The organism is Amycolatopsis sp. NPDC114503, assembly GCF_055633655.1.
This window is the reverse complement of the sequence record NZ_JBVKDT010000025.1, coordinates 1-23,875: the sequence shown is the minus strand read 5'-3', so window position 1 is coordinate 23,875 and position 23,875 is coordinate 1. Positions and strand designations below refer to the sequence as shown.

At 68.6% G+C, this 23,875-nt stretch carries 20 protein-coding genes and 1 tRNA gene; 6 read left to right on the top strand and 15 right to left on the bottom strand.

Going from position 1 to position 23,875, the window contains the following annotated elements:
- Window positions 1-129: 129 nt before the first annotated feature.
- The 3 genes from ACZ7OI_RS48545 to ACZ7OI_RS48535 all read right to left on the bottom strand — a co-directional run bounded on the left by ACZ7OI_RS48545 (window position 130) and on the right by ACZ7OI_RS48535 (window position 5,195).
- The gene (locus tag ACZ7OI_RS48545) at window positions 130-1,557 is read right to left on the bottom strand and encodes an ATP-binding protein (protein WP_470270892.1); all 1,428 of its coding nucleotides are present in this window, start codon (window positions 1,555-1,557) and stop codon (window positions 130-132) included.
- Window positions 1,554-3,206, bottom strand: a complete 1,653-nt coding sequence (locus ACZ7OI_RS48540; protein ID WP_470270891.1) for an NAD(P)/FAD-dependent oxidoreductase — start codon at window positions 3,204-3,206, stop codon at window positions 1,554-1,556. The genes ACZ7OI_RS48545 and ACZ7OI_RS48540 overlap by 4 nt, the downstream gene beginning before the upstream one ends.
- 108 nt (window positions 3,207-3,314) lie before the next feature.
- Entirely contained in the window at window positions 3,315-5,195 is a 1,881-nt protein-coding gene (locus ACZ7OI_RS48535) for a coagulation factor 5/8 type domain-containing protein (RefSeq protein WP_470270890.1), read from the bottom strand.
- Between the two features lie 645 nt (window positions 5,196-5,840).
- Between ACZ7OI_RS48535 and ACZ7OI_RS48530 the strand changes: the two genes are divergently transcribed.
- From ACZ7OI_RS48530 to ACZ7OI_RS48520, 3 genes are all read left to right on the top strand, one after another.
- A tRNA-Ala gene (locus tag ACZ7OI_RS48530) sits at window positions 5,841-5,913 on the top strand.
- 497 nt (window positions 5,914-6,410) lie between these two features.
- Entirely contained in the window at window positions 6,411-8,534 is a 2,124-nt protein-coding gene (locus ACZ7OI_RS48525) for an AMP-binding protein (RefSeq protein ID WP_470270889.1), read from the top strand.
- 3 nt (window positions 8,535-8,537) lie between these two features.
- The gene (locus ACZ7OI_RS48520) at window positions 8,538-9,746 is read left to right on the top strand and encodes an FAD-dependent oxidoreductase (RefSeq protein ID WP_470270888.1); all 1,209 of its coding nucleotides are present in this window, start codon (window positions 8,538-8,540) and stop codon (window positions 9,744-9,746) included.
- 52 nt (window positions 9,747-9,798) lie between these two features.
- Here the strand turns inward: ACZ7OI_RS48520 and ACZ7OI_RS48515 are convergent, their stop codons facing one another.
- A complete protein-coding gene (locus tag ACZ7OI_RS48515) occupies window positions 9,799-10,911 on the bottom strand; it encodes a polysaccharide pyruvyl transferase family protein (protein WP_470270887.1) in 1,113 nt (370 codons plus the stop codon).
- A gap of 4 nt (window positions 10,912-10,915) precedes the next feature.
- Window positions 10,916-11,173 carry an acyl carrier protein gene (locus tag ACZ7OI_RS48510; RefSeq protein WP_470270886.1) on the bottom strand — a complete coding sequence of 86 codons (258 nt, stop codon included), beginning with the start codon at window positions 11,171-11,173 and terminating at the stop codon, window positions 10,916-10,918.
- A 170-nt stretch (window positions 11,174-11,343) separates the two neighbouring features.
- Here ACZ7OI_RS48510 and ACZ7OI_RS48505 point away from each other — a divergent pair, with 170 nt between their 5' ends.
- A complete protein-coding gene (locus ACZ7OI_RS48505) occupies window positions 11,344-12,114 on the top strand; it encodes a cyclase family protein (protein ID WP_470270885.1) in 771 nt (256 codons plus the stop codon).
- A 108-nt stretch (window positions 12,115-12,222) separates the two neighbouring features.
- Here the strand turns inward: ACZ7OI_RS48505 and ACZ7OI_RS48500 are convergent, their stop codons facing one another.
- Together ACZ7OI_RS48500 and fabG are read right to left on the bottom strand one after the other, a co-directional pair.
- Window positions 12,223-13,191: an aromatase/cyclase gene (locus ACZ7OI_RS48500; protein ID WP_470270884.1), complete on the bottom strand. Its 969-nt coding sequence runs from the start codon at window positions 13,189-13,191 to the stop codon at window positions 12,223-12,225.
- 22 nt (window positions 13,192-13,213) lie between these two features.
- Window positions 13,214-13,999 (bottom strand): 3-oxoacyl-ACP reductase FabG, encoded by a 786-nt coding sequence (gene fabG / locus ACZ7OI_RS48495; protein WP_470270883.1) that lies wholly within the window; start codon window positions 13,997-13,999, stop codon window positions 13,214-13,216.
- A gap of 151 nt (window positions 14,000-14,150) precedes the next feature.
- Between fabG and ACZ7OI_RS48490 the strand changes: the two genes are divergently transcribed.
- Window positions 14,151-15,104, top strand: a complete 954-nt coding sequence (locus ACZ7OI_RS48490) for an aldo/keto reductase (RefSeq protein ID WP_470270882.1) — start codon at window positions 14,151-14,153, stop codon at window positions 15,102-15,104.
- Window positions 15,105-15,132: 28 nt separating this feature from the next.
- Here ACZ7OI_RS48490 and ACZ7OI_RS48485 read toward each other — a convergent pair whose 3' ends face one another.
- A complete protein-coding gene (locus ACZ7OI_RS48485) occupies window positions 15,133-15,711 on the bottom strand; it encodes a helix-turn-helix transcriptional regulator (protein ID WP_470270881.1) in 579 nt (192 codons plus the stop codon).
- 512 nt (window positions 15,712-16,223) lie between these two features.
- Here ACZ7OI_RS48485 and ACZ7OI_RS48480 point away from each other — a divergent pair.
- A complete protein-coding gene (locus ACZ7OI_RS48480) occupies window positions 16,224-17,123 on the top strand; it encodes an NAD-dependent epimerase/dehydratase family protein (RefSeq protein ID WP_470270880.1) in 900 nt (299 codons plus the stop codon).
- Here the strand turns inward: ACZ7OI_RS48480 and ACZ7OI_RS48475 are convergent.
- The 7 genes from ACZ7OI_RS48475 to ACZ7OI_RS48445 all read right to left on the bottom strand — a co-directional run.
- Window positions 17,110-17,634, bottom strand: a complete 525-nt coding sequence (locus tag ACZ7OI_RS48475) for an NUDIX domain-containing protein (RefSeq protein WP_470270879.1) — start codon at window positions 17,632-17,634, stop codon at window positions 17,110-17,112. The two genes, ACZ7OI_RS48480 and ACZ7OI_RS48475, sit on opposite strands and share 14 nt — an antisense overlap.
- Window positions 17,635-17,695: 61 nt before the next feature.
- A complete protein-coding gene (locus ACZ7OI_RS48470) occupies window positions 17,696-18,316 on the bottom strand; it encodes a dTDP-4-dehydrorhamnose 3,5-epimerase family protein (RefSeq protein WP_470270878.1) in 621 nt (206 codons plus the stop codon).
- Window positions 18,313-19,086 (bottom strand): class I SAM-dependent methyltransferase, encoded by a 774-nt coding sequence (locus ACZ7OI_RS48465; protein ID WP_470270877.1) that lies wholly within the window; start codon window positions 19,084-19,086, stop codon window positions 18,313-18,315. The genes ACZ7OI_RS48470 and ACZ7OI_RS48465 overlap by 4 nt, the downstream gene beginning before the upstream one ends.
- 108 nt (window positions 19,087-19,194) lie before the next feature.
- Window positions 19,195-20,436, bottom strand: a complete 1,242-nt coding sequence (locus tag ACZ7OI_RS48460; protein ID WP_470270876.1) for a nucleotide disphospho-sugar-binding domain-containing protein — start codon at window positions 20,434-20,436, stop codon at window positions 19,195-19,197.
- Entirely contained in the window at window positions 20,436-21,683 is a 1,248-nt protein-coding gene (locus tag ACZ7OI_RS48455; RefSeq protein ID WP_470270875.1) for a nucleotide disphospho-sugar-binding domain-containing protein, read from the bottom strand. Before ACZ7OI_RS48455 ends, ACZ7OI_RS48460 begins: the two co-directional genes overlap by 1 nt.
- Window positions 21,683-22,918, bottom strand: a complete 1,236-nt coding sequence (locus ACZ7OI_RS48450) for a nucleotide disphospho-sugar-binding domain-containing protein (RefSeq protein ID WP_470270874.1) — start codon at window positions 22,916-22,918, stop codon at window positions 21,683-21,685. The genes ACZ7OI_RS48455 and ACZ7OI_RS48450 overlap by 1 nt, the downstream gene beginning before the upstream one ends.
- 81 nt (window positions 22,919-22,999) lie before the next feature.
- Window positions 23,000-23,875, bottom strand: an 876-nt coding sequence (locus ACZ7OI_RS48445) for an NDP-hexose 2,3-dehydratase family protein (RefSeq protein ID WP_470270873.1), incomplete at its 5' end; no start/stop codon positions are given.

The following is a 23,875-nucleotide window of genomic DNA, read 5'->3' as shown; positions in this document are numbered from 1 at the left end:
TCGGCTAACCTCGGAATCGAGCCGCTAAATCACTCCGAGGGGATGCCACCGATGACCGTCACCGCAAAACCGCTCCGAAGAAGCCGAAGACCCCGGTCCCATGCCGGGCCGCCGCAGGCAAGCGCGCGTTCAGAGCGACGCTTGTTCCTCCACCGGAAGGCAGACCTCGAACCGGGTGTCGCCCGGTTCCGACGTCACTTTGATGTCGCCCGAATGCCGTTCCACGACGATCCGCCACGAGATGTCCAGCCCGAGACCAGTGCCTTCGCCCACGCCCTTGGTGGTGAAGAACGGCTCGAAGATGCGCTGCCGCACCTCTTCCGGGATTCCCGGCCCGGTGTCGCCGATCTCGACGCGCACCTGCTTGCCGACCTGCCAGGTGCGCAGGGTCAGCGTTCCCTTGCCGCCCATGGCGCCCACGGCGTTGTCGATGATGTTGGTCCACACCTGGTTCAGTTCGGCGGCGTAGGCGGGAACCCGGTCGATCGAGCAGTCGTATTCCTTGACCACGCGGATGCCTTCGCCGAGCTTGCCCGACATCATCACCAGGGTGGAGTTGAGTCCTTCGTGGACGTCGATGAACTGGTGCGGCGCGCGATCCATTTGCGAGTACTGCTTCGCCGCGCCCACGAGCGTGGAAACCCGGCTGGTCGAGTCTTCGATCTCGCCCATCAGCATCTCGGTTTCGAGCGCGTAGGCGAGCCAGCGGATCGCACCGTCGAGCAGGCCTTCGCCCACCGACTCGAGGACGTGGTCGAGGTTCTCCGGGGCGAGCCCAGCCGCGACGAAGATGCTGGCGAGGTCCCAACCCTGGCCGATGCCGTGGTCGTCAAGCCAGTCGCCGACCTCGTCCTCGCGGTCGGCCTGCTGCATCGCGGTGAGCTTAGGCGCGTCGCCGACCTGCTTCACCAAGCGTTCCTGCACGTCGAGCAGCAGCTCGAGCAGGTCCGGGTCGATGTCTTTCTTCGCCAGGATCGCCAGCTTGTGCCGCATGCCCGCGACCCGCTCCCGCAGCGCGGCGGTCGCCCGTACCGCGGCCGCGGCCGGGTTGTTGAGTTCGTGCATGAGCCCCGCGGACAGCTCGCCGAGGGCGACAAGCCGGCGCCGCGACGACACCAGCGCGTCGGTGTTGCGCCAGCCGAGGTACATCCCCTCCAGCAGGTGCGCCGCCATCGGGAACCATTGCCGGAATTCCACGGAGAACTCGGCGGCGGGAAGCGTGAGAAAGGTCAGGTCGCTGACGGCGTAGATCGTCGCGCCGTAGGTGGCTTCGCTGTCCTGATAGGCCAGGAATTGCGTTGCGCCGCAATAGGAACCGCGCTGATCGGACCGCTTCATCTCGACCTCGGCACCGGCCACCACGCGGGTCATCCGCAGCGCGCCGTTGAGCAGGACGTAGAAGCAGGTGGCCGGATCGCCCTCGCGGATCACCACGGAGTCAGCCTTGAACTCCTCGCGAACCGCATTCCGCTCGATCCAGTCGAGCTGCGCGTCCGAGAGGTGTTCGAACAAGAACAGGCCGCGCAGTTCCTCGCGCGACAAGGCGGGCTGAGTCACTGTTCCTCCAAGTAACGGTGGACCAGGGTCACGGCCATGGCGCCCTCGCCGACGGCGGACGCCACGCGTTTCACCGACTGCGAGCGCACGTCTCCGGCCACGAACACGCCGGGCACTGACGACTCCAGGTAATGCGGATCGCGGTCCAGCGTCCATCCCGGCGGCCTGCGTCCGTCTTCCACGAGGTCCGGGCCGGTCCGGACGAATCCGTGGGCGTCCCGCAGGACGCCTTTCCCCAGCCACTCCGTGCGCGGAGCGGCTCCGATGAAGATGAAGAGGTGTTCCGTGTCCAGTTCCTCGGTCACGCCGTCTTTGCAGACCGTAATGGACTCGAGGTGATCGTCCCCGTGAGCTTTGAGCACCGTGGTGTGCGTGCGGACGTGGACGTTTTCGATGGCGGCGATCTGCTCGATGAGGTAGTGCGACATCGACGATTCCAGCGACGCGCCGCGCACCAGCAGCGTCACGTCGGTGGCGTGCTGAGCGAAGAACACCGCGGCCTGTCCCGCGGAGTTCGCGCCGCCGACGATGTACACGTGGTCGTTCGAGCACTCAGGTGCTTCCGTCGCGGCAGAGCCGTAGTAGACGCCGCGGCCGGTCAGCTCCTGGATTCCCTCGGCTTCCAATGCCCGGTAATTGACACCGCTGGAAAGGATCACGGAGTGCGCGGCGATCTCGGATCCGTCGCCGAAGGTCACGACGCGGCTCGACCCGCGCGCTTCCAGGCCCACGACGTCACGTGCCGTGAGCACCTCGGCACCAAACTTCTGCGCCTGGCGGCGGGCTCGATCCGTCAACTGCGCGCCGGACACGCCGTCCGGGAAGCCGAGGTAGTTCTCGATCCGGGAACTGGTTCCGGCCTGGCCGCCGGTGGCCTTGCGCTCGACCAGCACGGTTCGCAGCCCCTCGGAAGCTCCGTACACCGCAGCTCCGAGTCCGGCCGGACCGCCGCCGATCACCACCAGGTCGTAAAAGTCCTGCGCGGGCTGGGTAGAAAGGCCCACCGCGTCGGCGATCTCGCTTCCCGTCGGCTGTTTCAGCACCGTGCCGTCCGGCGTCACCACGACCGGGATGTCGGTCTCGCACGCGCCAGCGGCCTGGAGGATGCGGCCGGCTTCGTCGTCGTCGACGGAGTACCACCGGTACGGCACGGCGTTGCGAGCGAGGAAATCGCGCATCCGGAACGACGGAGCCGAGTACCGGTGCCCGATCAGCTTCGTCTCCTCGACCGGACGATCGCCGACCGCGAGCCAGGTCTCGACGAGAGAGTCGATGACCGGGTACAGCTTCTCCTCGGGGGGATCCCAGGGCTTGAGCAGGTAGTGGTCGACGTCGACCACGTTGATCGCCTGGATCGCGGCGTCGGTGTCGGCGTACGCCGTCAGCAGCGCGCGCCGGGCGTTGGGGAAGAGGTCCATCGCCTTCTCCAGGAAGACGATGCCGTCCATGTGCGGCATGCGGTAGTCGGCGAGGATCGCCGCGACGGCGTCACCGCGCAGCTTGATCTCGCGAAGTGCGTCGAGGGCGTCGGCACCCGAGTCGGCGCGGATGACGCGGTAGTCCTTGCCGTAGCGGCGACGCAGGTCGCGCGCCACCGACCGCGAAACGGCGGGGTCGTCGTCGACGGTCATCAGGATCGGCTGGCTCACACGGCACAGCCTACGGTGTCCCGCCGTCCGTCGTGGCAAGCAACAGAACCAGGGACCGGCGCCCGCCGCGGCCGCCACCGCGACGGGCACCGGTTGTCCAGGTGGCGGCTACGGATAGCGCACCAAGTTCGCCGGTTTCGTGCCCGCCGGAGTGGTCTCGCCGACGGCGTTGATCACATGGGTGATCGTTCCCTGGTGGTTGAGCGAAACCGTCACCATGTCGTGGAATCGCACGTCTGGCGCAGCCGGGGCGGCGAAAGCGCGCGAGCAGGCCACCGACGGGTTCGCGCTGAAAAAGCAGTAGCTGCCCAGGCCCCAGGCTTCGTGGCTGGTCACGTCCGGGGCGACCTGGTAGGCGGGGTAGCCCTCCGCCTCGCCGTTCATCCAGCTGGTCTGGTCGGGGACGTCGTAGGGCATCTCGTTCTGGAAGAAGTAGGTGCGCCCGCCGTTTCCGTTCCAGGCCACCTGAGTCTTCTGGAAGTGCTCGACGAACAACCCGTAGACGGTCACGTCGTCGCCGTTCACGACCAGGCCGGTGTCGGCTGTGTTGGAGCTCCAGCCGACGTGGCTTTCGTCAGCTCCGTGGTCGGCTCGCCAGAGCCACAGGTGGTCGCCGATCACGTGGTTGCTGTTGACGACCAGGCTGGTGCGCGCTTTTCCAGCGGCGGCACCGCCGACACGGAAGAACACGTCGTGCAGCGACGTCGGGTTCGCCGAATGGTCTGCGTCCGACCCGGGATCGCCGACCTGCATGAGCATGGCCGACGAGGTCGTTCCGGCATCGATGAGCAGGCCTGCGATCTTCACCCCGTCTACGTCGTCGACCTTTATCGCGGTGATCCCGCCGTCCGGCACCAAAGTCGCGATGCCGAGGCCGAGGATGACGATGTCCGGGCGGGTCACGTGCAGCGGCTGGTCGAGGTGGTAGACGCCTGGGGTGATCAGCAGGTTCTTGCCTGCTGTCAGCGCCTCGTTCATTTCGGCCGCGGCAGTACCGGGCTTCACGATGAAGAACTGACCGATCGGCAAGGAAGTGCCTGGCGCGCTGTCGTGTTCCCAGGTGACCCCGGCGGTGTTGGTTCGCAACGCGGGCACGAACACCTGGTAGTGCCCGGACTCGTCGACCTGAAGGCACGGCTTTTCGCGCACGACCGGGGTCTGGTCGACCGTCGTGTAGGGCGGGTCCGGGAAGGTGCCGGCGGGGGCGCCGCTCACTCCGACGAACACCATGTTCCAAGTGGACCCGTTCCAGCTGCCGAACTGCGAATCGCGCGAGATCCATTGCTGTTGCGACCCGGAACGGATCTGGCCGTCGATCTTCGTGTCCGAGATCCAGCCGCCGCTCGACCAGCCGCCGCCGTGGTCGAGGCGGAGGTCGCCGCGGACGTGCATCCGCCGGTACGGGCTCGCCTGCGAGACGGCCCACTGATCCGTGCCCCCGACGGGGTTCACTGACAGGTTTTCCGCGCCGCGCCAGAAGTTCTGGGTCGCGTTGTTCGGAGGGAACCAGTCCGCCTCGACGTGCACCGCGCCGTTGATCGTCACGGCGTCGGGCGTGCTGCCCAGTCCGAGGATTTGGGTGTAGAAGCCGACGTTCACGTCGTTGGAGTACGTGCCCGGCTCGAACAGCACCGCGTAGCGCTCGCGCCCGAACTGGTTCTTCTCCTGCTCCGCGAAGATCGCGTCCAGCTTGCGCTGGATGCTCGCGCTCGGCATCGACGGATCGAAAACGACGACGTTCGGCCCCAGGTCCACTTGTCCCGGCGGCGGAGAAGGAGTGCCACCCACGGAGATCAGTGTGAACGACCGGTTGGCGGCGTCATGACTGCCGTGCTGCTGCGGCTTCTCGTGGCCGGCGGCCGGTCCGGCCGGGCGCGGTTCACGGTCTTGGCCGGAGTCAAGATCGACAACCGGCGCGGCCGGATGCGCTGGCCATCGCGGGTCGACCTCGGTGAACGGCAATCGCGGCGGGACCGCGGCGCGGGACATTCGCGGAGCGTTCTTGTCCTGCGGAACAGGAAGCCGGGAGCGACGGGTGGTCGTCTCTGCATCGCCCTCACGGGTGAGGTGGAAGTGCCAATCGTGCGCGTTTGTTCCGGCGTCGATGTACGAGCGGGCCAGCCGGGCGGGCCTCGCGGGCGGCTGAGCTGCGGACCGCTGAGCGTTCGCCGCCGTGGCTTGACTGGGCCACGCTTCAGCGTTTGCGGCATCGTGTTGATGGAGCAGCGCTCCGCTGTTCCGCTCGGAGAGGTAGCCAGCTGCGTTCGGAGGTGTCGGCACCAGAGGTGCCACTCTCCGTGATGTGGGCCCCATCGCCACCTCCTTGCCGAGAAGGGATCGTCGGGCGACCTCGGCCGGGGATGCGGTCCGCCGCATGGCAGGGATCGGCTTGACGTCGCGACTGCGGAGGAATGTAACCGCGGGCACACGTACGCTCAACGCAAACCTGAAGAAAAGTCAGGAAGGGCAGGCGACCTGCACTAATGCGCTAGTAGTGGGCAGTGGTGGCACCGGTTTGACCAGCCTGGCGCGGCTTTCGGGGGCGCTTGCGGCACGTAACCGACCCCCTGCCGAAGGCCTTCGAGGCGGGGTGTACTGTATGTCCATACGAGATGCGGAGTTCACCTCTGCTTCGGGGCTATGGCGCAGCTGGTAGCGCACCTCACTGGCAGTGAGGGGGTCAGGGGTTCGAGTCCCCTTAGCTCCACAAGTTCGACAAACCCCTTTGATCACGCGGTTGGCGCTGGTCGGAGGGGTTTTCTTGTGTTCGGGCGATGATCTCGGGTGATCGTTTCCGGTCGGCGTCGGGCGCCTCTGGTGGAGTGTTTCTGGGGTGCGTCGCTCCAGGAGCTGGCCATGTCGACGGGACTCTTTCGCGCCCCCTGGTGATGTCGTGCGGGTTGCCCTCCTTCCGGAGGGAACAGGGGCGGCGGATTCGCCAACTGCCAGCGAGTCTGTGACGGCGGGCTCGGCGACTCCGCTGCCCTTTCCGCGTCGCTGGCCGCTTCTGCTGTGCGCCGTGTGGGACGCGGGCTATTGGGTTGGCGGGAGGCAAAGGGCGGCGGGGTAGACGAATTCGAGGTAGCGATCTTCCGCACTGCACGGCGCCACCCGGCACGACGCCGTCCGGCACAACCGCCCGCCCGGCTACCTGCGCGGCAGTGCTCGAGCTTGGCTCGACCAAGACGACAGATAGTGGCGGGCGTGACACGCGCGAAAGAAGTCAACGGTGCTGTGGGCGATGGACACGCGCGGGTGGGAGATCTGCTCGCTGCCACAGCAAGGGCACACCCAGACCGGCTCGCTTTGGTGGCTGGCGACGACGAGATCGACTTCACGACGCTGGACCGGCGGGTGTCCGCGTTCGCCGGTGCGCTCGCCGCAGAAGTGGAGGGGTTGCACAACAACGTCGCCGTCGCGGCGACGTTGCATCCTGACTTCGCCGTCGCGTACTACGGGGCCGCGCGGGCCGGGCAGGCCGTCGCCGTGGTCAATCCTTATTTGCGGGAGGAAGCGCTGGCGTTCGTCCTCGGGTTGAGCGAGGCGCGGATCGCCTTTGTGGATGCCGGGTTAGCTTCGAGGCTGACCGCGGTCCGGCATCGGTTGCCTGCGTTGCAGCGGGTCGTGGTCGTCGGCGAGGGTGGGGATCTGGCCGGGTTTCTTGAGGGCCCGTCCGTGCCGGTTGACGACGTGGCGGTTGAAGCGGACGACGTCGCTTGCGTGCATTTCACCAGTGGCACTACTGGGTTGCCGAAGGCGGTGCTGCTCACTCACAAGAATGTCGTGGTGAATGCCGAACAAGTGGCCGAGGCGCAGTGGTTGACCAGCGACTCCGTCACGGTCAATTATCTGCCGACGTTTCATCCGATGCACTTGAACTCGGCAGTTCGGGCAGGTGCGACGCACGTGCTGTGCGATTCGCCAGAGCCGGGTGACGCGGTAGCACTGGCGAATCGGTATCGAGCCACCCATTTCTACAGTTTGCCGGTTCGGCTCGCCCGGATGGCAGGCAATCTGGACGGGCTGGCGATGCCGACAGTGCGGTGGATCGCGTCCGGCGGGTCCGCGCTCGCGCCCGCTGCGGCCAAACTGCTCGGCGAGCATTTCGGGCTGAAGGTGTACCAGGGATACGGCCTGGCCGAGACTTCACCGCTCACGCACTGCGACGACCCCGGCAATCCGACGCCTGGTTCGGTCGGCAAGCCCGTCAAGGACACCGAATGCCGGGTTGTGGATGTCGAATCTCGGGCGGTGCTGGCCCCCGGAGCGGTCGGCGAGGTGCAGGTCCGCGGGCCTCAGCTGATGAAGGGGTACCTGGGCGGGCCCGCCGACGCCGGGATCCAACCCGACGGCTGGTTCAGCACCGGGGATGTCGGGCGGGAAGACCAGGACGGAAGCCTGGTTCTGGTGGACCGGCTCAAGGATGTCTTCAAATGCGACAACTTCCTTGTGTCCCCCGCTGAGATCGAACGGGAGATAGTCGCACATCCAGAGGTCGCCGACGCGGCCGTCGTCGACCTTCCCGACGAATTCAGCGGCGCGGTGGCCGGGGCGGTGCTGGTCACCGATGCTGACGCAGCTGCCATTGTCGCCGAGGTGAATGACCGGATGCCGTATTACCAGCACGTTCGCGAGGTCGTCACGGTACCGGAGATTCCTCGGTCGCCCAACGGAAAGATTCAGCGCCACACGATTCGCACCATGCTCACCGATCGGACCGCCGAGAAAGGAACTGCCATGAGTGAGGCGCCCTTGTTCACCGTGATCAACGCTTTTACCTGCAAGCAGGCGAGTGACGCCGACGCTTTCGAATCCCGGTTCGCCGAGCACGTCCGGTGGATGCGAGAGCAAAATGGTTTCCACTCGCACCAGGCCGTGCGCGTCGTGAGCGCCGACGGCACCTACGTCAACATCGGGCGGTGGCGGTCGGCCCAGGACTTCCAGCAGGTCGTGGCCAGCGAGGTGTTCCAGCAGCACGCCAAGCAATTCCACGAACTGGTGGACGTGAGCATCAACCCGTCGAACCAGGTATTCGCTGTGGGACAAGAAGTTCCCGCTGGGCCGGCCGTCGTAGTGGAGACGCTGACCGCGTACGGCGACGCCGCCGCCTTCGAGCAGAAGCTGGCCGACCACACGGACACTCTGCGCGGCGCGAACGGATTCCAGCGAGCCGAGCTGAGCAAATCGCTGCCCAACCCGGGCGCCTACACCTTCACCACCTGGTGGTCGGACGCCGAGGCTGCACACGCCACGGAGACCGAGCCGGCGGAGGTGGCGCTGCGGGTCGTCGAGCACGCCGAGCACCTGCTCGCCGCGCACGCGGACTGAGCCGTGGAGCGTCAGACTGACACCGACGTCTGCGTGGTCGGGGCCGGGCCTGCCGGGTTAGTACTGGCTCTGCTGCTGGCCCGTTCCGGCGTGCGCGTGACGGTGCTGGAAAAATCCGGTTCTCACCAACGGGCTTTCCGCGGCGAACTCCTGCAGCCGGGCGCGCTCTCGATCTTGGACGAGCTGGGGGTGCTGGCCGGAGCCCGGGCACGCGGGTGTCACGAGCACTCGGCGTTCCAGGTGGTGGAGGCGGGCCGGACCTTGCTGGACATCGACTATCGCGTTCTGCCGAGCCCGTACAACCATCTGCTCAGCGTCCCGCAGGTGCACGTGCTCGACGAGCTGCTGCGGCTTTGCCGTGAACACGAAGGGTTTGCCTACTACGACGAGTCGCGTGTGGACAGTCTGGTCACCGTCGGCGGTGCGGTCGCCGGGGTCACTGCCGGCAGGCACACCGTGCGGGCGCGGATCGTGGTCGGCGCGGACGGCCAATTCTCGAAGGTGCGCCGGCTGGCCGGCATCGACGCGGGCAGGCGGGACTCCTTCGACGCGGATGTGTTGTGGTTCAAGCTGTCCGGGGTCGCCGAGGAAGCCGCCTCCGTGCGGGTCTTCCGATCGGGTGCCAACCCGGCGCTGGTGTACCGGTCGTGGCCGGACCGGCTCCAAGTCGGATGGACGTTGCCGCACGGCGGCTACCGCGAGCTGGCCGCGCGCGGGATCGGTCACATCAAGGCGGAGCTGATCCGGGCGCTGCCGCCGTACGCGGATCTCATCACCGAGCAGATCGGGTCGTTCAAAGAACTCAGCCTGCTCGACGTCTTCGCCGGCCGGGCCAGCCGGTGGGCGGATGACGGCCTGGTGTTGATCGGCGACGCGGCGCATACGCACAGCCCGATCGGAGCACAGGGCATCAACCTCGGCATCCAGGACGCCGTGCTGGCCCATCCGATCCTGCTGGGTGCGTTGCGGGAGAACGACCTCACCGCGCGACGGCTGTCGGCGTTCGAGCGCGTGCGCACGGCGGACGTGGCGAAAGTGCAGCGTTTGCAAGCGATGCAGTGGAAGGCGATGCTGTCGACCGGGTTCGCGGCGACCAGGATCCGGCCGAAACTGGCCTGGGTGGTCAAGCACACGCCGGTGTACCGCAAGATGCTCGACTACGTGGCCTTCGGGAACCGCTCGATCCAGGTGGACCGGACAGTGTTCGCCTGATGAAGGGCAAGTGAAAAGGCAGGCACCGAAGCCGGTGCCTGCCTTTCGCTTGTCAGCCCGGATAGATTCGCCGAGCGACGTCCAGTTTGCCTGCGCGGATTTTCTCGACGCACTCCGCGGGGTAACCGCCCTGCCGCGGGCGTGCCGGGATCGTGCCGGGCACCGCGAGTTCCCACCCGGAGCCGAGTTCGATCAGCGAGCGGTGCTTCGTGGTGTAGTACGCGTCGTCGCGCACGTCCACCGCGATACCGCCCGCACCGGCAGCGGCCGCCATCAGGTGAGGATGGAACCTGGTGGACAGCCACGTCTGGCCGGGCCGGGCCGGAAACCCCTTGTTCAGCACGTCTCCGAGTGCGTAGCGCCGCGTCACGGGCAAGGCTTCGGCTGCCAAGCCGAGAATCTCGCGGTCCCCCTCCGGACTGCACTCCAGCAGGCCGACGTCGGTCACCTGCCAAGCGTCGATCGTCCGGCGCAGGAAATCGAGCAGCTTCTCGGTCTCCACCGAACTGTGTTCGGCCTGAACCGAGACGACCACCTCGGGGCCGGATTCGTCCGCCGGGCGGAGATCGGCGCCGGCGCGGAGGAACGCGTCGTCGCCGCTCTTGCTGACGTCGAAGCCGGCGAGCAGTTCGGCGGACGGCTCGTCGCGGACGTCGACCACGCCGAAGGGAGCGATGAGGTCGCGAATCAGCGTCGGCGAGCCGCCCAGCGGCGGGCAGAGTCCCTGACCGGTCATGGCGATCGTGGCGCCGGAGTGCTCGGCCGCGGTGGCCATGCCCGCGAGCAGGCCGTGGAACGGCGGCCAAAGGTCGTTGACGAAGCCGCCTCCGACCAGATGCACCGTGTCGGCCCGGCGCAGCAGCTCGATCCCCTCGGCGAGGTCCATGGTCTGCGCGGGGTTGGCCACTGCCCACCGGGCCATCTTGACCGCGCCCTCGGCGCCCTCGTGCCAGTTGCGCAGGCAGACCTGCCACAGGGTGTCGACGACCCGGACGTTCGGGTGCAGCTCCTCCGGCCGGATCGCCAGCTTGGCCGGGCCCGCGCAGTCGAGCACGACCTCGGCGTCCGGGGCTGTCTCGGCGAGGTGGCGCAGCCAGGTCGCGGCGATCAGCTCGTCGCCGAAGTTCGGCGTCCCGGCGGGCGAGACCAGGTAGTGCAGCGGCATGGCGTCAGCCGACCGGAGCCTGGAGAGCCATCTCCACCGCGGCGAGGAACGCGCGCGGCGTCGTCGCCTCGGTGACCACGTCCTCGGCCAGTACGACGTCGAGCTGGCGTTCCACCCGCGAGGAGATCTCCAGCAGTGCGATCGAGTCGTAACCGAGGTCGGCGAACTCCCGGTCGACGATGTCGCCGTCCAGGCCCGCCGACTCGTCCTCGCCCGCGCTCACGCGCATGATCTCGACGAGTTCGGACAGAGTGAAGTCCATGGTGGTCCCTTCTTTGTCTCGAGCACAGACTGCCGTTCACGGTGCTCCGCGTCCCTGGAGCCGTGGTGGAGGCCTGGCCGACGCCGGCCTTCCAAGACTCTTCGAAACGTTGTCGAGCCGGTCCGGCTAGTTTTCCGGCAATTCGCCCGGAGACCGGAAATGGTGATCACATGCGCTTCATCGATCTTTCGACGCCGATCGATGCCCAGGGCTGGGAACCGGAACCGTTGCGGCACACCGTTCTCAGCCCCGCCGACGGCGCGGTGCACATGGCCGAGGAGATGCGGGAGCACTTCGGGATCGAGTTCGATCCGGCCGTGCTGCCCGACGGCGAGCTTCTGTCCATCGACACCCTGACGCTGACCAGCCACACCGGCACACACGTGGATGCACCGGCGCACTACGGGAGCCGAGGCCCGGACGGCCCGCCGAGCACCATCGACCAACTCCCGCTCGACTGGTTCCACCGTCCCGGCGTCGTGCTGGACCTGACCGCGGCACCGCCCGGGGCCGTGGGCGAGGACGATCTGCGGGCGGCGATGGCGGCAGCCGGGTACGAACCGCGACCGCTGGACATCGTGCTGCTCAACACCGGCGCCGCCGAACTGGTCGGCACCCCGAAGTACTTCACCGACTTCACCGGGCTGAGCGGTCCGGCGACGCGGATGCTGCTCGACGCGGGCGTGCGGGTGATCGGCACCGACGCGTTCAGCCTCGACGCGCCGTTCACCGACATGATCTCGCGGTACCAGTCGTCCGGTGACACCTCCGTGCTGTGGCCCGTGCACTTCCTCGGCAGGGAGGTGGAGTACTGCCAGATCGAGCGGCTGACCAACCTCGACGCGCTGCCCGCCGACACCCCGTTCACGGTCAGCTGTTTCCCCGTGAAGATCGCCGGCGGCGGTGCGGGGTGGACCCGCGCGGTCGCGATTGTCGGCTGACCTGAGCTCTCGCGCTGGCTCAGATGCGCGGCCGGGAAGACGAAAGGGAGGGCCTGGCGTGTCTCACACGCCAGGCCCTCCCCCATTTCGGGTCGGTGCTTCTTCGGGTCAGTGCGCCGCAGCCATCGCCTCCGCGAATTCCTTGGCGTAGCGCAAGGTCGTCGTGCTGTTCTTGCCAAGCGCACCCCGCACGAACTCGGTCGCCGTCCGCACCGTCGCGTCCGCGCCGAGCACGCTCGTGATCGTGTCCGGGTTGAGCACGACCAGGTGCTGCGAGGTGGCATCGACCCCGCCGTCCTCGCGTTCGGTCAGCTCCCAGTACCCGGTGTGCGCGGTCATCAACGCGGGCACCTTGGTCTGCTTGTACACGATGCGGGACTCCGGGAAACACACCCGGATCGACTTCGTCGTGTGCACGTCCCCTGCGGGCGCGGAGGTGTCCATCTCCATGACCTGCAGGTTCGGCACCTCCTCGGTCAGGTCCAGCCGGGCGACGTGCGGAACGCGCTCCGGCCACAGCGCCGCTTGGTAGAGGAATTCGTAGACCGCCGCGCGCGGAGCATCGACGGAAACCGTGTCGGTGAAAGAGAAAACCAGCTCTGCGCGCGCGGACGCCGTCTCCGCGGCGGCCTTGAGAGCGGAAAGCTCCGCCTCGCTGTTGCGGTCGATCGCGCTGGTGATCCAAGCGACGTTTTCGGGCTCGTCGCCGACGGCCTCGAACTCGTGGGTCAACACCGCCTGAGAGCCCCCCGGCCGCGCCGAGACTTGCCACGTACCGCTCATCGCGGCGACGGGGTGCTGGGAAACCTGCTGAGCGAACGAAACCCGGTGGTTCGCCGGGTCCAGCGTCCGCCGGGACGTCCAGTGCTTCACCGAACCGTTCGCGGTGGCCCACAATTCGATCGTCTCGGCGCACACCCCGGTGGCGTCCGACTCGGTGCGCTCGACGACTTCGGCGTGCACGGTGGGGCCGAAGATGTGCGGCCACCGCGTGACGTCGGCGATGATGCCGAACACGGTTTCCGGGGCCGCGGCGATCTCGACGCGGTGGGAAGTGGAATGGGATTGCGCGGTCACAGCCGTCCTTTCGGGAGGGTGCTCAGTAGTTTCCGAGTCCGCCGCACACATTGAGCGCCTGCGCGGTGATCGACGCCGCGGCCGGCTCGGTCAGGTAGTGCACCAGCCCGGCGACCTCCTCCGGGGTGGAGTACCGGCCGAGCGGGATCTTGGCGTTGAATGCCTTCAGCACCTCGTCTTCGCCGGTGGACCACACCTCGGCGTAGCCCTGCCGGACCCGTTGCGCCATCGGCGTTTCCACGTATCCGGGGCAGACGGCGTTGACCGTGATCCCCTGGGGAGCCAGTTCCTTGCCCAGCGCCTTCGTGAAGCCGATGACCCCGGCCTTGGAAGCGGAGTACGGCGCGCCGAGCGGGACGCCCTGTTTGCCCCCGGTCGAGGCGATGTTGACGATCCGCGCGCCGGCCCTGCCGAGCATCCCGCCGGCGTTCAGCGCGGCCCTGGTCACGGTGAAGACACTGGTCAGGTTGGTGTCGATGACGTCTTGCCAGAGTTCGTCGCTGAGTCCCGCGGTGGGCCCGCCGCCGCTGCGCCCGGCGTTGTTGACCAGCACGTCGATCGGGCCGAACCGGGTAGCCGCGGCTTCGACCATCGCCGAGACGTCCGAACTGGACCTGACATCGCACGACGTTCCGTCTGCGTCAACCCCTGCGTCGCACAGCTTCTTGACAGTGACGGCGACGTCCTCGGCCGAGCGGGCGCAGACGAACACCCGAAGACCCGCCTGCCCTAGCTTGTCCGCCACGGCTCGCCCGATGCCGCTCGTGGCACCGGTGACGATCGCGGTCCTGAGGTTCTCGGTGGACACCTGACCTCCTTGTTGTAGACGGGACGGCTTCACCGGCCGTCGGCTTGCGCGAAGTCGCTTTGCGATGCTGTGCGGTAGGGCTCGGGCGGGATTGGAGGATCCTTCGAGCAGGCTCGAGCCGATCTTTAGGGCCGCCTGCCACGCTCGCCGCATGAGCGACTGGGCTGGCGTCGGCATCGGCTTCGGCGGCATGAGTCTGTCCACTGTGGAAGCACCGCGGGCGGTCGTCGAGACCGCGATCGATGCCGGGATAACCCTGTTCGACACCGCTGACTACTACGGCCAGGGTGCGGCCGAGCAAGCCCTCGGCGAAGCGCTTTCCCGGTCTGCGCGGGAGAAGATCGTCGTGTCGACGAAGACCGGGATCGTGCACGGCAAGGGGCTCAACGGCACACCGGAACACATCCGCGCGGCGTGTGCGGGTTCGCTGGCCAGGCTCGGTGTCGAGCGGATCGGCCTGTACCACCTCGCGCGGGTCGACCCGGCGGTGCCGGTCGAGGAATCCGTCGGAGCCATGGCCGAGCTGGTACGCGAGGGCAGGGTGGCGCGGATCGGGCTTTCCGAGGTGGCACCGGGCACGTTGCGCCGCGCGCTCGCCGTGCATCCGATCGCCGCGGTGCAGACCGAGTACTCGCTGTTCGAGCGCCATGTCGAAGAGGACGTGCTGCCCACGTGCGCGGCGCACGGGATCCCGCTGATCGCCTACCGGCCCCTTGCCCTCGGCCTGCTGACCGGCGCCCAGACGGTTCTCGCGGACTTGCCGCCGGGAGACTGGCGGCACCGCGACCCGAGGCACGCCCCGGACGCCCTGGCGAAGAACCGCCGACGGGCCGAGGCGCTTGTCGCCGTCGCGCGCGAACGCGGAACGACTGCGGCGGCGCTGGCCTTGAGCTGGCTGCGGTCCGGTCCGCATCCGGTCGTCCCGCTTCCCGGAATGCGGTCCGGACAGCACGTGGCCGACAACGTCACGGCCGCCGGCGCGCGCTTGAGCGAGGCCGAATGGCGGGCGCTTGCCGAACTCTTCCCGAGGGGGTGCGCGGTGGGCGAGCGCTACCCCGCGCCGTTGCTGGCGATGGTGGACCGGGAGCCGGCGGCACACCGGTGAGGCGCCGGTGTGCCGTGTCCGTGCCGGATCACCCGGCCTGCTGAGCCTCGCCCTTGGTCAGCCGATTGACCGCGTCGATCCGCGAACTGGCCCCGACCTTCACGTAGATGTTGTGCAGGTGCCGTTTGACCGTGCCCTCCGTAATGGACAGCCGGTGGGCGATCTGGAGATTGCTCATCCCGTTGGACACCAACGTGATCACCTCCACCTCGCGCTGGGACAGCACCCCCGGCAATCCCACCGTCACGCTGACCGTGGGCGGGGAGACGTTGTACCTCAGCCGCTGTTTGCGCATCGCGTCGATCACCTGGACCAGCGACGGCAACAGGTCGAGCGAGGAGTCCGCCAGCGTGAACGCGGCCAGTTTTCCCAGCGGGTCGGCCCCGGCGGAGCCCGGCCGGCCGGGCCCGGCGATGAGAATGAGCACCGTCTGACCGCCCGCGAAGTGGCTGCCGATCCGGGCCGCTCGCCTGCCGTCGTCGTTCATCCGGGCGATGAGCAGGTCGCACTGGCGCCGCCGCACCAGGTTCAGGCGTCTCGGGTTCTCGTCCGCGTCCCCCACGATCCGCACGCCGGCGACCGACTGGACAACTGATTGCAGCCGCATTCTCTCCAGTGGATCGGGCTCCATCGTCACAATGCGCAATACCATCAGTAATCCCCCAGGATTTATGCTGATTCCGCTCCCATTCAGAATCTAACAGCATCCCTTCGGACCGGCAATAAGTCGACCATTAGGGGGGCCCACCCCTAATGAGGGGCAGCGCATATTCCGGCACGAGCCGTGCCCAAGGTCACATTATCCCCAGCAGGGCCGTGGCGTGCATCTATTCAGCCGAGTGCCCCCGACTCGGCTGGCCGCCTCCCCCTAATCGGGCAAACATCGCACTATGCCTGAAACTGCCAAAAGGGGCACCAGTGAAAGCTGTTCACCAGCGCGACCGCATGATCAAACAGTACCGGAATAAATGCTTCCGCACGCATTTCAAATCCGAGCGGGCAATGTCGTCGCGCACCACGGGTGAATTCATTCGCTCCTCGCACCATTACGCGCGCGGGGAGGCGTGCGTCGAACCCGCGTCGACCGTTCCTGGAGTCCGGGTCGGCATGCTCGGCGGCGTGACGACCACGGTGGTCCTCGGTGGGACCGGCTACATCGGCAGGCAGATCTGTGCGGCGTTCCTCGCCCTCGGGCATCGCGTGCTCGTTCTCGTGCGCGATCCGGCGCGAGCCCCGCACGGCACGACGGGAAAGCCCATCGACCTGGTGAACACTCCGCCGCGCGCGCTCGCCGACGTGCTGTCCGACGAGGGATGCGAAGTGATCGTCAACGCCGCGGGCGGTGTCTGGGTGTCCGACGAGGAGCGGTACCGGCTGAACGTGACGCTGGTGGAAAACCTGCTCGCCGCCACGGCCGAGCTGCGGCACCGGCCGCGGCTTGTGCATCTCGGTTCCGCGCACGAATACAAGACGTTCCCGCCCGGCGCGTCGCTCTCCGTGTACTGCGAGTCCAAGCGGCAGGCGACGAAACTGGTGGGCGCGGCGACCGAACGCGGCGAGGTCGACGGTGTGGTGTTGCGGCTGTCCAGTGTGCTCAGTCCGCATCCGACGGTGAGCGGTCTGCTGGGGACGGTCGTGCCGATGCTCAAGGAGGCCAAGGCATCCGGGCGGAGTGCCGTCCTGCGCGTGGAGTCTTCGCGCGCACGCCGTGATTTCCTTGACGTCCGCGACGTCGCCGATGCCGTGACCGCCGCCGCGAGCCGCCGGGTGTCCGGGGTGATCGACGTCGGGGGCGGGCGGGTGGTGCTGGTCCGGGAGCTGCTCGAGTTGCTCGTCGAGATCAGCGGTGCCCCCGCCGAGATCGTCGTGCGCGACGCCGCCGCAGAGGACGCCGGGGAGAGCTGCCTGGACAACTCCTCGGCGCTGGCACTGCTGGGCTGGCGGCCGCGGCGCACGCTGGCGCAGACACTGGCCTCGGCCTGGGAGTCCTACCCCGAAGGGCTTGTCAGGGCTCGGTGATCAGCCGCAACAAGGCCACCAGCGACGCCGCCGCGACGATCTCCCGCCGTGCGATCAGGTTCGGCACGTCGGCGAGCGGGACCCAGCCGACCCGCGCCGCCTCGCACGGGTCGGTGGGCGCGCCGACGCGGGTCGCCGTGGCCGACAGGAAGACGTGCTGCTCGGCGTTCGCGATCCCGGCGATCGGCTGGAGGTAGGCCAGCGGGGTCAGTCCGGCGGGACGCCAGCCGGTCTCCTCCTCGGCCTCCCGCGCCGCCGCGGCCGCCGGAGTCTCGCCGGGATCGACGGCGCCGCCGGGCAGTTCCCAGCTCCAGGTGTCCGTGGTGAACCGGTGCCGCCACAGCATGAGCACCCGCCCGGCGTCGACCATCGCGACGGCCGCGCCGGGCGCGACTTTCACCAGATGGTGGTCGTATCGCCTGCCGTCGGGCAGCTCGATGTCGGCCAGCAGCAGCTCCACCCACTCGCTGGCGTAAATCGACCGCTCGCCGTGCACGACCCACCGCGTCATCGCTCCCCCTGCGCTTGGTGCCCGCGGGCCGCGTCCCCGCCCTCCGGGACGCGACGCGCGGTCACAGGGCGGCCTCGAGCTCCAGGCTCGTCCGGTAGTCGGGCAGCATCCCGGCGGCCTTCGCCTCGGCGAGGGTGGGAGCGACGGAATCCCGCGGGGACAAGATCAGCTCCGTGCCGACGTGGACCGGCAGCCCGATCGCCGGGTCCACCGCGGACACCGCCAGCTCGTGCTCCGGCACGTACCCCTCCGACATGCTGTAGACCATCATCGTGTCGTCCTCGAGCGCGAGGTACGCGTGGCCGACCCCGACCGGGACGTAGGTGGACCGGTAGCCCACCTGGTCGAGCACCACGGAATCCCACTTGCCGAACGTCGGCGACCCCACCCGGAGGTCCACGACGAGATCCAGCGCGCGGCCCTTGGCGCAGTAGACGTACTTCGCCATGCCCGGCGGGGTCCTGGTGAAGTGGATCCCGCGCAGCACCCCGCGCGCCGACACGCTGTGTGCCGACTGCACCAGCGGGAACCGGTGCCCGGTAACGGCTTTGAAGGCCTGCTCGGAAAAGGTCTGGACGAACATGCCGCGCTGGTCCGGGAATACCGGGAGGGTGAATTCGAAGGCGCCCTCCACGGCGAGCTCCCGGCTCGCGGCGGCGGGCACGACTGAGGTCACCGTCACTCGCCCCACTTGAAGTAGATGACCGGCGGCTCGCGACCCGGCACCTGGCGAAGGTGGGCGTGGTCCAGCCCGAGAACCTCGCGCAGCGCGGTGGTCTCGCCCGGCCACTTGGGATGGGCCAGCTCGTCGAAGGCCAGGATGCTGCCCTTGGTCAGGTGCGGCCGGATGGCCTCCAGCATGTCCTTCGTCGGCTGGTAGAGGTCCATGTCGAAGTACGCCAGCGCGATGATCGTCTCGGGGTTGTCCTCGAGGTACTTCGGCACGGTCTCCCGGACGTCGCCCTTGACCACGAACGTGCGCTGGGTGTGGCCGAACGGTTCGCTCGCCTCGTGCGCGGCGAGCACGTCGCGCAGGTGGTCCACCTCGTCCACCGGCATGGCGAACCGGCCGGCGACGGCGCTGGTGCTGACCTTGTCGACGTCGGAGATCTCCGGAAAACCGGTGAACGTGTCGAAGCCGATGATCCGGCGCAGCGAGTTGTAGGGCTCGTAGATGCTGCGCAGCGCGGTGAGCGCGGCCAGGTGGCGGCCGTGCAGCACGCCGAACTCCATGACGACGCCGGGCACCTCCGGCAGCATCCGGTACAGCGCGTCCATCGACAGCAGGTCCGACAGCTGGTGCCGGCGCATGTACACGGCCAGGTTGTCGATCAGGTACTGCGGCGGTATCGGCGTCTCGACGAGGAGCTTGGTCAGCCGCTCGCGGACCTCGCGCTCCTGGTCGGACTCGTGCGGCACGATCCTCGGATCGGTGAACTCGCCTGTGGTCATGGTGACGGGTGTCCTTTCCGCGTGGGGCGTTCCGCCCGCCGGTGACGGGCGTGTCTCGGTATCCTGATCGGCTCGGTTCGACGGATAGTGGTGCTGGGCTCGAATCGGTTATACGAGCGGACTTCCCTTGAGCGCCAACGCTTCCAGCTCCGGCACCAGGTCCGCCGGGCTCGGCTGGGCGGCGATCACCGCGCGCAGCCGCCGCGCGGCGTCGAGGTAGCCGGGATCGGTCAGCACGGCGATCGCGGCCGCGGCTGCCTGCTCCGGCGCCGCCTGGAGGCCAGGCAGGCAGATCGCCGCCCCGGTCGCCGCGATCCGGCCGCTGACGGTGGTCTGCTCGGCGTTGAGCGCCAGCGCGAGCTGCGGAACACCGAGCGCCGCCGCGGTGAGCAGACAGTTCACGCTCCCGTGGTGGATGATCGCCCGGCTGCCTTCGAGCAGCAGATGCAGCGGGAAGTTCTGCAGCACCCGCACCCGTTCCGCGAGCGCGCCGAGAACCGACGTGCCCTCGGGGCCGGCGGTGGTGAACAGCACCTCGGCGCCGTCCGCCAGCGCTGCCTCGACGGCGGCCTGCAATGCGGGCACCTCGGCCGCTTCGGCCGCGGAGGAACTGCCCCACAGCACGACCACGCGCGGTCGCCGCGATGGCTCACGCACCCAGCCGGGCACGATCGTCGGGCCGTTGTACGGCAGGTACCGCAGGGAAAACCGGTGTGCCGAACCCATCGGCGGGACGGCGGTATCCGGCGAGGGGTCGACAACGTGAGTGATTCTGTTGTTGTGCCACGGTTCCCGCCCATACCGCGGAAAGGACCCCGACGGGTCGCCGTCTCCGAGGTCTACCCCGGGCTCGGTCTCCGCGGTGCCGAACAGGCCGGGCGGGTGGTACACCGACGGCACGCCGAGGATTTCCGCGGCGAGCGCGCCCTCGGGGGTCATCAGGTCGTGCAGCACGAGATCGGGCCGCCAGGTCCGCGCGAACCGCACGGCGCCGTCGTAGCTGCGCGCGATCGTCTCGTCCGATTGCTGCCAGAGCTTGGGCGCCTCCGCCTCGACGTCGAACTCGTCGAGGGAGGAGACCGGTTTGCCGGTGTAGGGATGCAGCGGCAGTTCGGGCGTTTTCCGGGCGCCCTGCACGACTTCCAGGTAGTTGGTCATCCTCATCAGCGTCGGCATGTCGAGGCAGTCCAGCACCGGGACGGGCACCAGGCCGGCCCCGGCCACCGGCTCGGCGTGGCCGGGGGTGCAGGCCATCCGCACCTCGTGCCCGGCGGACTGCAACGCCCACGCCAGCGGCACCATGCAGTAGTAGTGACCGCGCCATGCCGACGCGGTGAACAGCACGCGCATCAGACCCCCTCGCTGAGCTGCGCCTGGCGGGTTTCGGCGAGTTCCGCCAGTGGTCCGACCAGGTCCGCGGGTGTCGGGTTCTGCTCGATCTCCGCCTGCAGCCTGCCTGCCGCGGCGCGGAAAGACGGGTCCGTCAGCACCTGGTGCAGTGCATCGCCGATCTCCTCGCGGCTGGCCGCGAACCCGGGAAGCGCGAGTGCGGCGCCGGTGCCGGTCATCCGCTCCCCGTAGGTGAGCTGGTCGTCGCTCAGCCCGAGGCCGAGCTGCGGGATGCCCTTCGCCGCGGCGTTCAGGTAGGTGTTGTCGCTGCCGTGGTGGATGATCGCGTCGCAGCTGTCCAGCAGCAGGTGCAAGGGAAAGTTGCGGAGCGGCCGCACACCGTCGGGCAACGTGCCCAGTGCGTCCACCTGCGTAGCGCCCGCCATCAGCAGCACCTCGGCGCCCTGCGCGGCCGCGGCCTCGATCGCGTACCGCAGAGCGGGCACCTCGGTGCCCCACAACCCGGTCGCCGAATTGCCCCACAGCAAGCAGATCCGTCGGCGTTCCGGTGGCACCGCGGCCCATACTGGCAACTCGCCCGGTCCGTTGTAAGGCACGTAGCGCACGGGGAGGCGCGTCGCGGAGCCGAGCGGCGGGATCACCGAGGCAGGCGACGGATCGATCATGTGCGTGATGTCGGCGCGGCTCCACGGACCGACGCCGTAGTCGTCGAAGGCCGCTACCGGGTCGCCGGGACGCAGGTCGAGCCCGGGAGCGGATTCCACCGCGCCGAACAAGCCGGGTCCGAAGTAGACGGACGGAACTCCTTGCACGGCAGCGGCGAGCGCCCCCTCCGCCGACATCACGTCGTGCACCACGAGATCGGGCCGCCACAGCCGGGCGAAGTCGACCGCCCCGTCGCAGCTGCGCCGGACGGCGGCCGCGGCGTCCTGCCAGAAGTAGGGCGCCTCGGACTCCATGTCGACGGCGTGCGGGTCGGGGATCGGCTCGCCGGTGAACGGGTGCAGCGGCGCGGTCTCCCGCTTGCCGAACAGGGCGTCGATGAACAGGGTCATCCGGCCGATGGTCATCACGTCCGGACCGTCCAACGCCGGCACCGGCGTGAGCCCGGCGCGGCTGATCGCCGCGGTCTGCGAGGGCTGGCAGGCCACCCGCACCTCGTGCCCGGCGGCCTGCAACGCCCACGCCAGCGGCACCATGCAGAAATAGTGGCCCTGCCATCCGGAAACCGTGAACAGCACGCGCATCAGGCGACCGTCCTCTCGAGTGTGGGCGAAGCCAGGCCGGCCAGCGTGCCGACCAGGTCCGCGGGGGTCGGCCGAGCCTGCTGCTCGGCCATGACCCGCTGAGCGGCCTGCCGGTATCCGTCGTCGTACAGCACGGCTTGGGTCGCCTCGACGACCTGCTGCTTGGTGGCTTCGAGCCCAGGCAGGCAGTACACCGCCCCGGTTTGCGCGATTCGCCTGCCGTACCGCTGATAGATGTCGCTCGGGCTCAGCGCGAGCTGCGGCACGCCGGCGGCGGCAGCAGTCATCAGCGCGCTGGCTCCGCCGTGGTGGACAACGGCATTGCAGGTTTCCAGCAGCAGGTGCAACGGGAAGTCCCGCAGGACCCGTACGTGCGGCGGCAGCTCACCGAGTGCCTCCACCTGCTCTTCGCTGGCGGTGAGCACGACCTCCGCGCCGGTGGCCGCGGCCGCGTCGACCGCGTGCCGCAGCGCGGGCACTTCCAGCCCGTGCATCGCCGACACCGAGTATCCCCACATCACGCACACCCGCGGCCGGTCCGGCGGTGTCCGCAGCCAGTCCGGCAGCTCGCCCGGCCCGTTGTAAGGCACGTACCGGACCGGGATCCGGGTCGCGGCGCCGTGCGGCGGGACCGCCTCGTCGGGGGACGGGTCGATCACGTGCGTCACCTGCGAACGGTCCCAGGGTTCGGCTCCGTGCCGGGCGAACGACCCCGTCGGGTCCTCCAGGCCCATCTCCATCCCCGGCTCGGTCTCCATCGCCCCGAACAGGCCCAGCGAATGGTAGACAGCGGGCACCTCGGCGAGCCGGGCGACGAGCGCGCCCTCCGGCGCCATCAGGTCGTAGAGCACCACGTCCGGCTTCCAGGCGCGGCCGAACGCGACCGCGCCGTCATAGCTCTGCTGGAGCAATTCGGGCAGCTCCTGCCAGAATCGCGCGCTCGCCGCGGCGGCGTCGAACTCGTCGAGGCGCCGTACTCGCCGCCCGGTGATCGGGTGCGGCGGCAGAACGCCGGTCTCGGCCGCCGCCTGGTACGCGGTCAGCCGGGCCCAATACGTCATGTCCGGGCCGTGCAGGATCGGCACCGGCACCAGCCCGGCCCGGCTGATCGCGGTCGCCTGGGCGGACGGGCAGGCGACGCGCACCTCGTGCCCCGCCGCCTGCAACGCCCAGCCCAGCGGAATCATGCAGAAGTAGTGCCCACCCCAATTCGAGGTGGTGAACAGCACGCGCATGCAGCGCCTCCCAGTCGTGTCGTCCGTCCGGCCACCCTTGCCGTCGCCGTTCGAAGGCGGGTCGAGCGCCGCGGGGCGCGCTCACGCCGCGGCATGCAGCCCGGCGATGAGGCTGCGCGCCTGGATGTTGAAGTAATTGCTGTGCCGCAACAGGTCCATGACCTGGTGCACGGCGATCCACCGGTACTCGTCCGGGGTTTCGAGGGGGAAGTCCTCCGGAGCCTCGGCCACCACGTAGCGGTTGTCCGCGTGGTAGAACCGGCCGCCCTCCTCCGACTGCACGGAGTCGTAGCGGGCCCGCCCGCCGGGGTTCTGGATGAGGTCGAAATACCGCGGGCGGGGTTCTCCGTCCCGGTAGTTTCCGGGCAGGCACTGCACCGTGGGCGCGAGTTCGGCGACGTCCAGCACGCCGGCTTCGATCCGGGCTTGGGTGAGCAGGTGCAGCACCCCGCCGATCTTCCGCACCAGAAACCCGGCCACCCCCTGTTCCGTCGGCGCCAGCAGCGGCTGGCTCCACTGCGCGACCTCGCGCTCGGCGGCGGCGACTTCGGTGGCGATGATCGTGAAGTATTTGCCGTCCTCGTGGGCGATCTCGTCGTCCGTGCGGTACCAGCCGTCCACTGAGGACAGCGGAACCGAATGCCGGTCCAGCTCGTGCTTGGCCTTGATCTCGGTCAGCCAGCTCAGCAGCTCCGGCGTGGTGTGCCGGGAGAACCGGTCGGCGGACAGCGAATCTCTCAGCGTGGCACGGAACTCGCTGCCGCCGACGGGGTATCCGTCGGCCTCGTACGGGGCGCACGACAGCACCGTTCTGGTGTTCATGTTGATGATGTTGTCGTGGTTGAGGAGGTGGTGTATTTGTCCGATGGTGAGCCAGCAGAAGTCGTCGTGGCGGGGGATGTCCCGGGTGGTTTCGACGATCATGTTGCGGTTGCGTTTGTGGAGGAACCAGGCTCC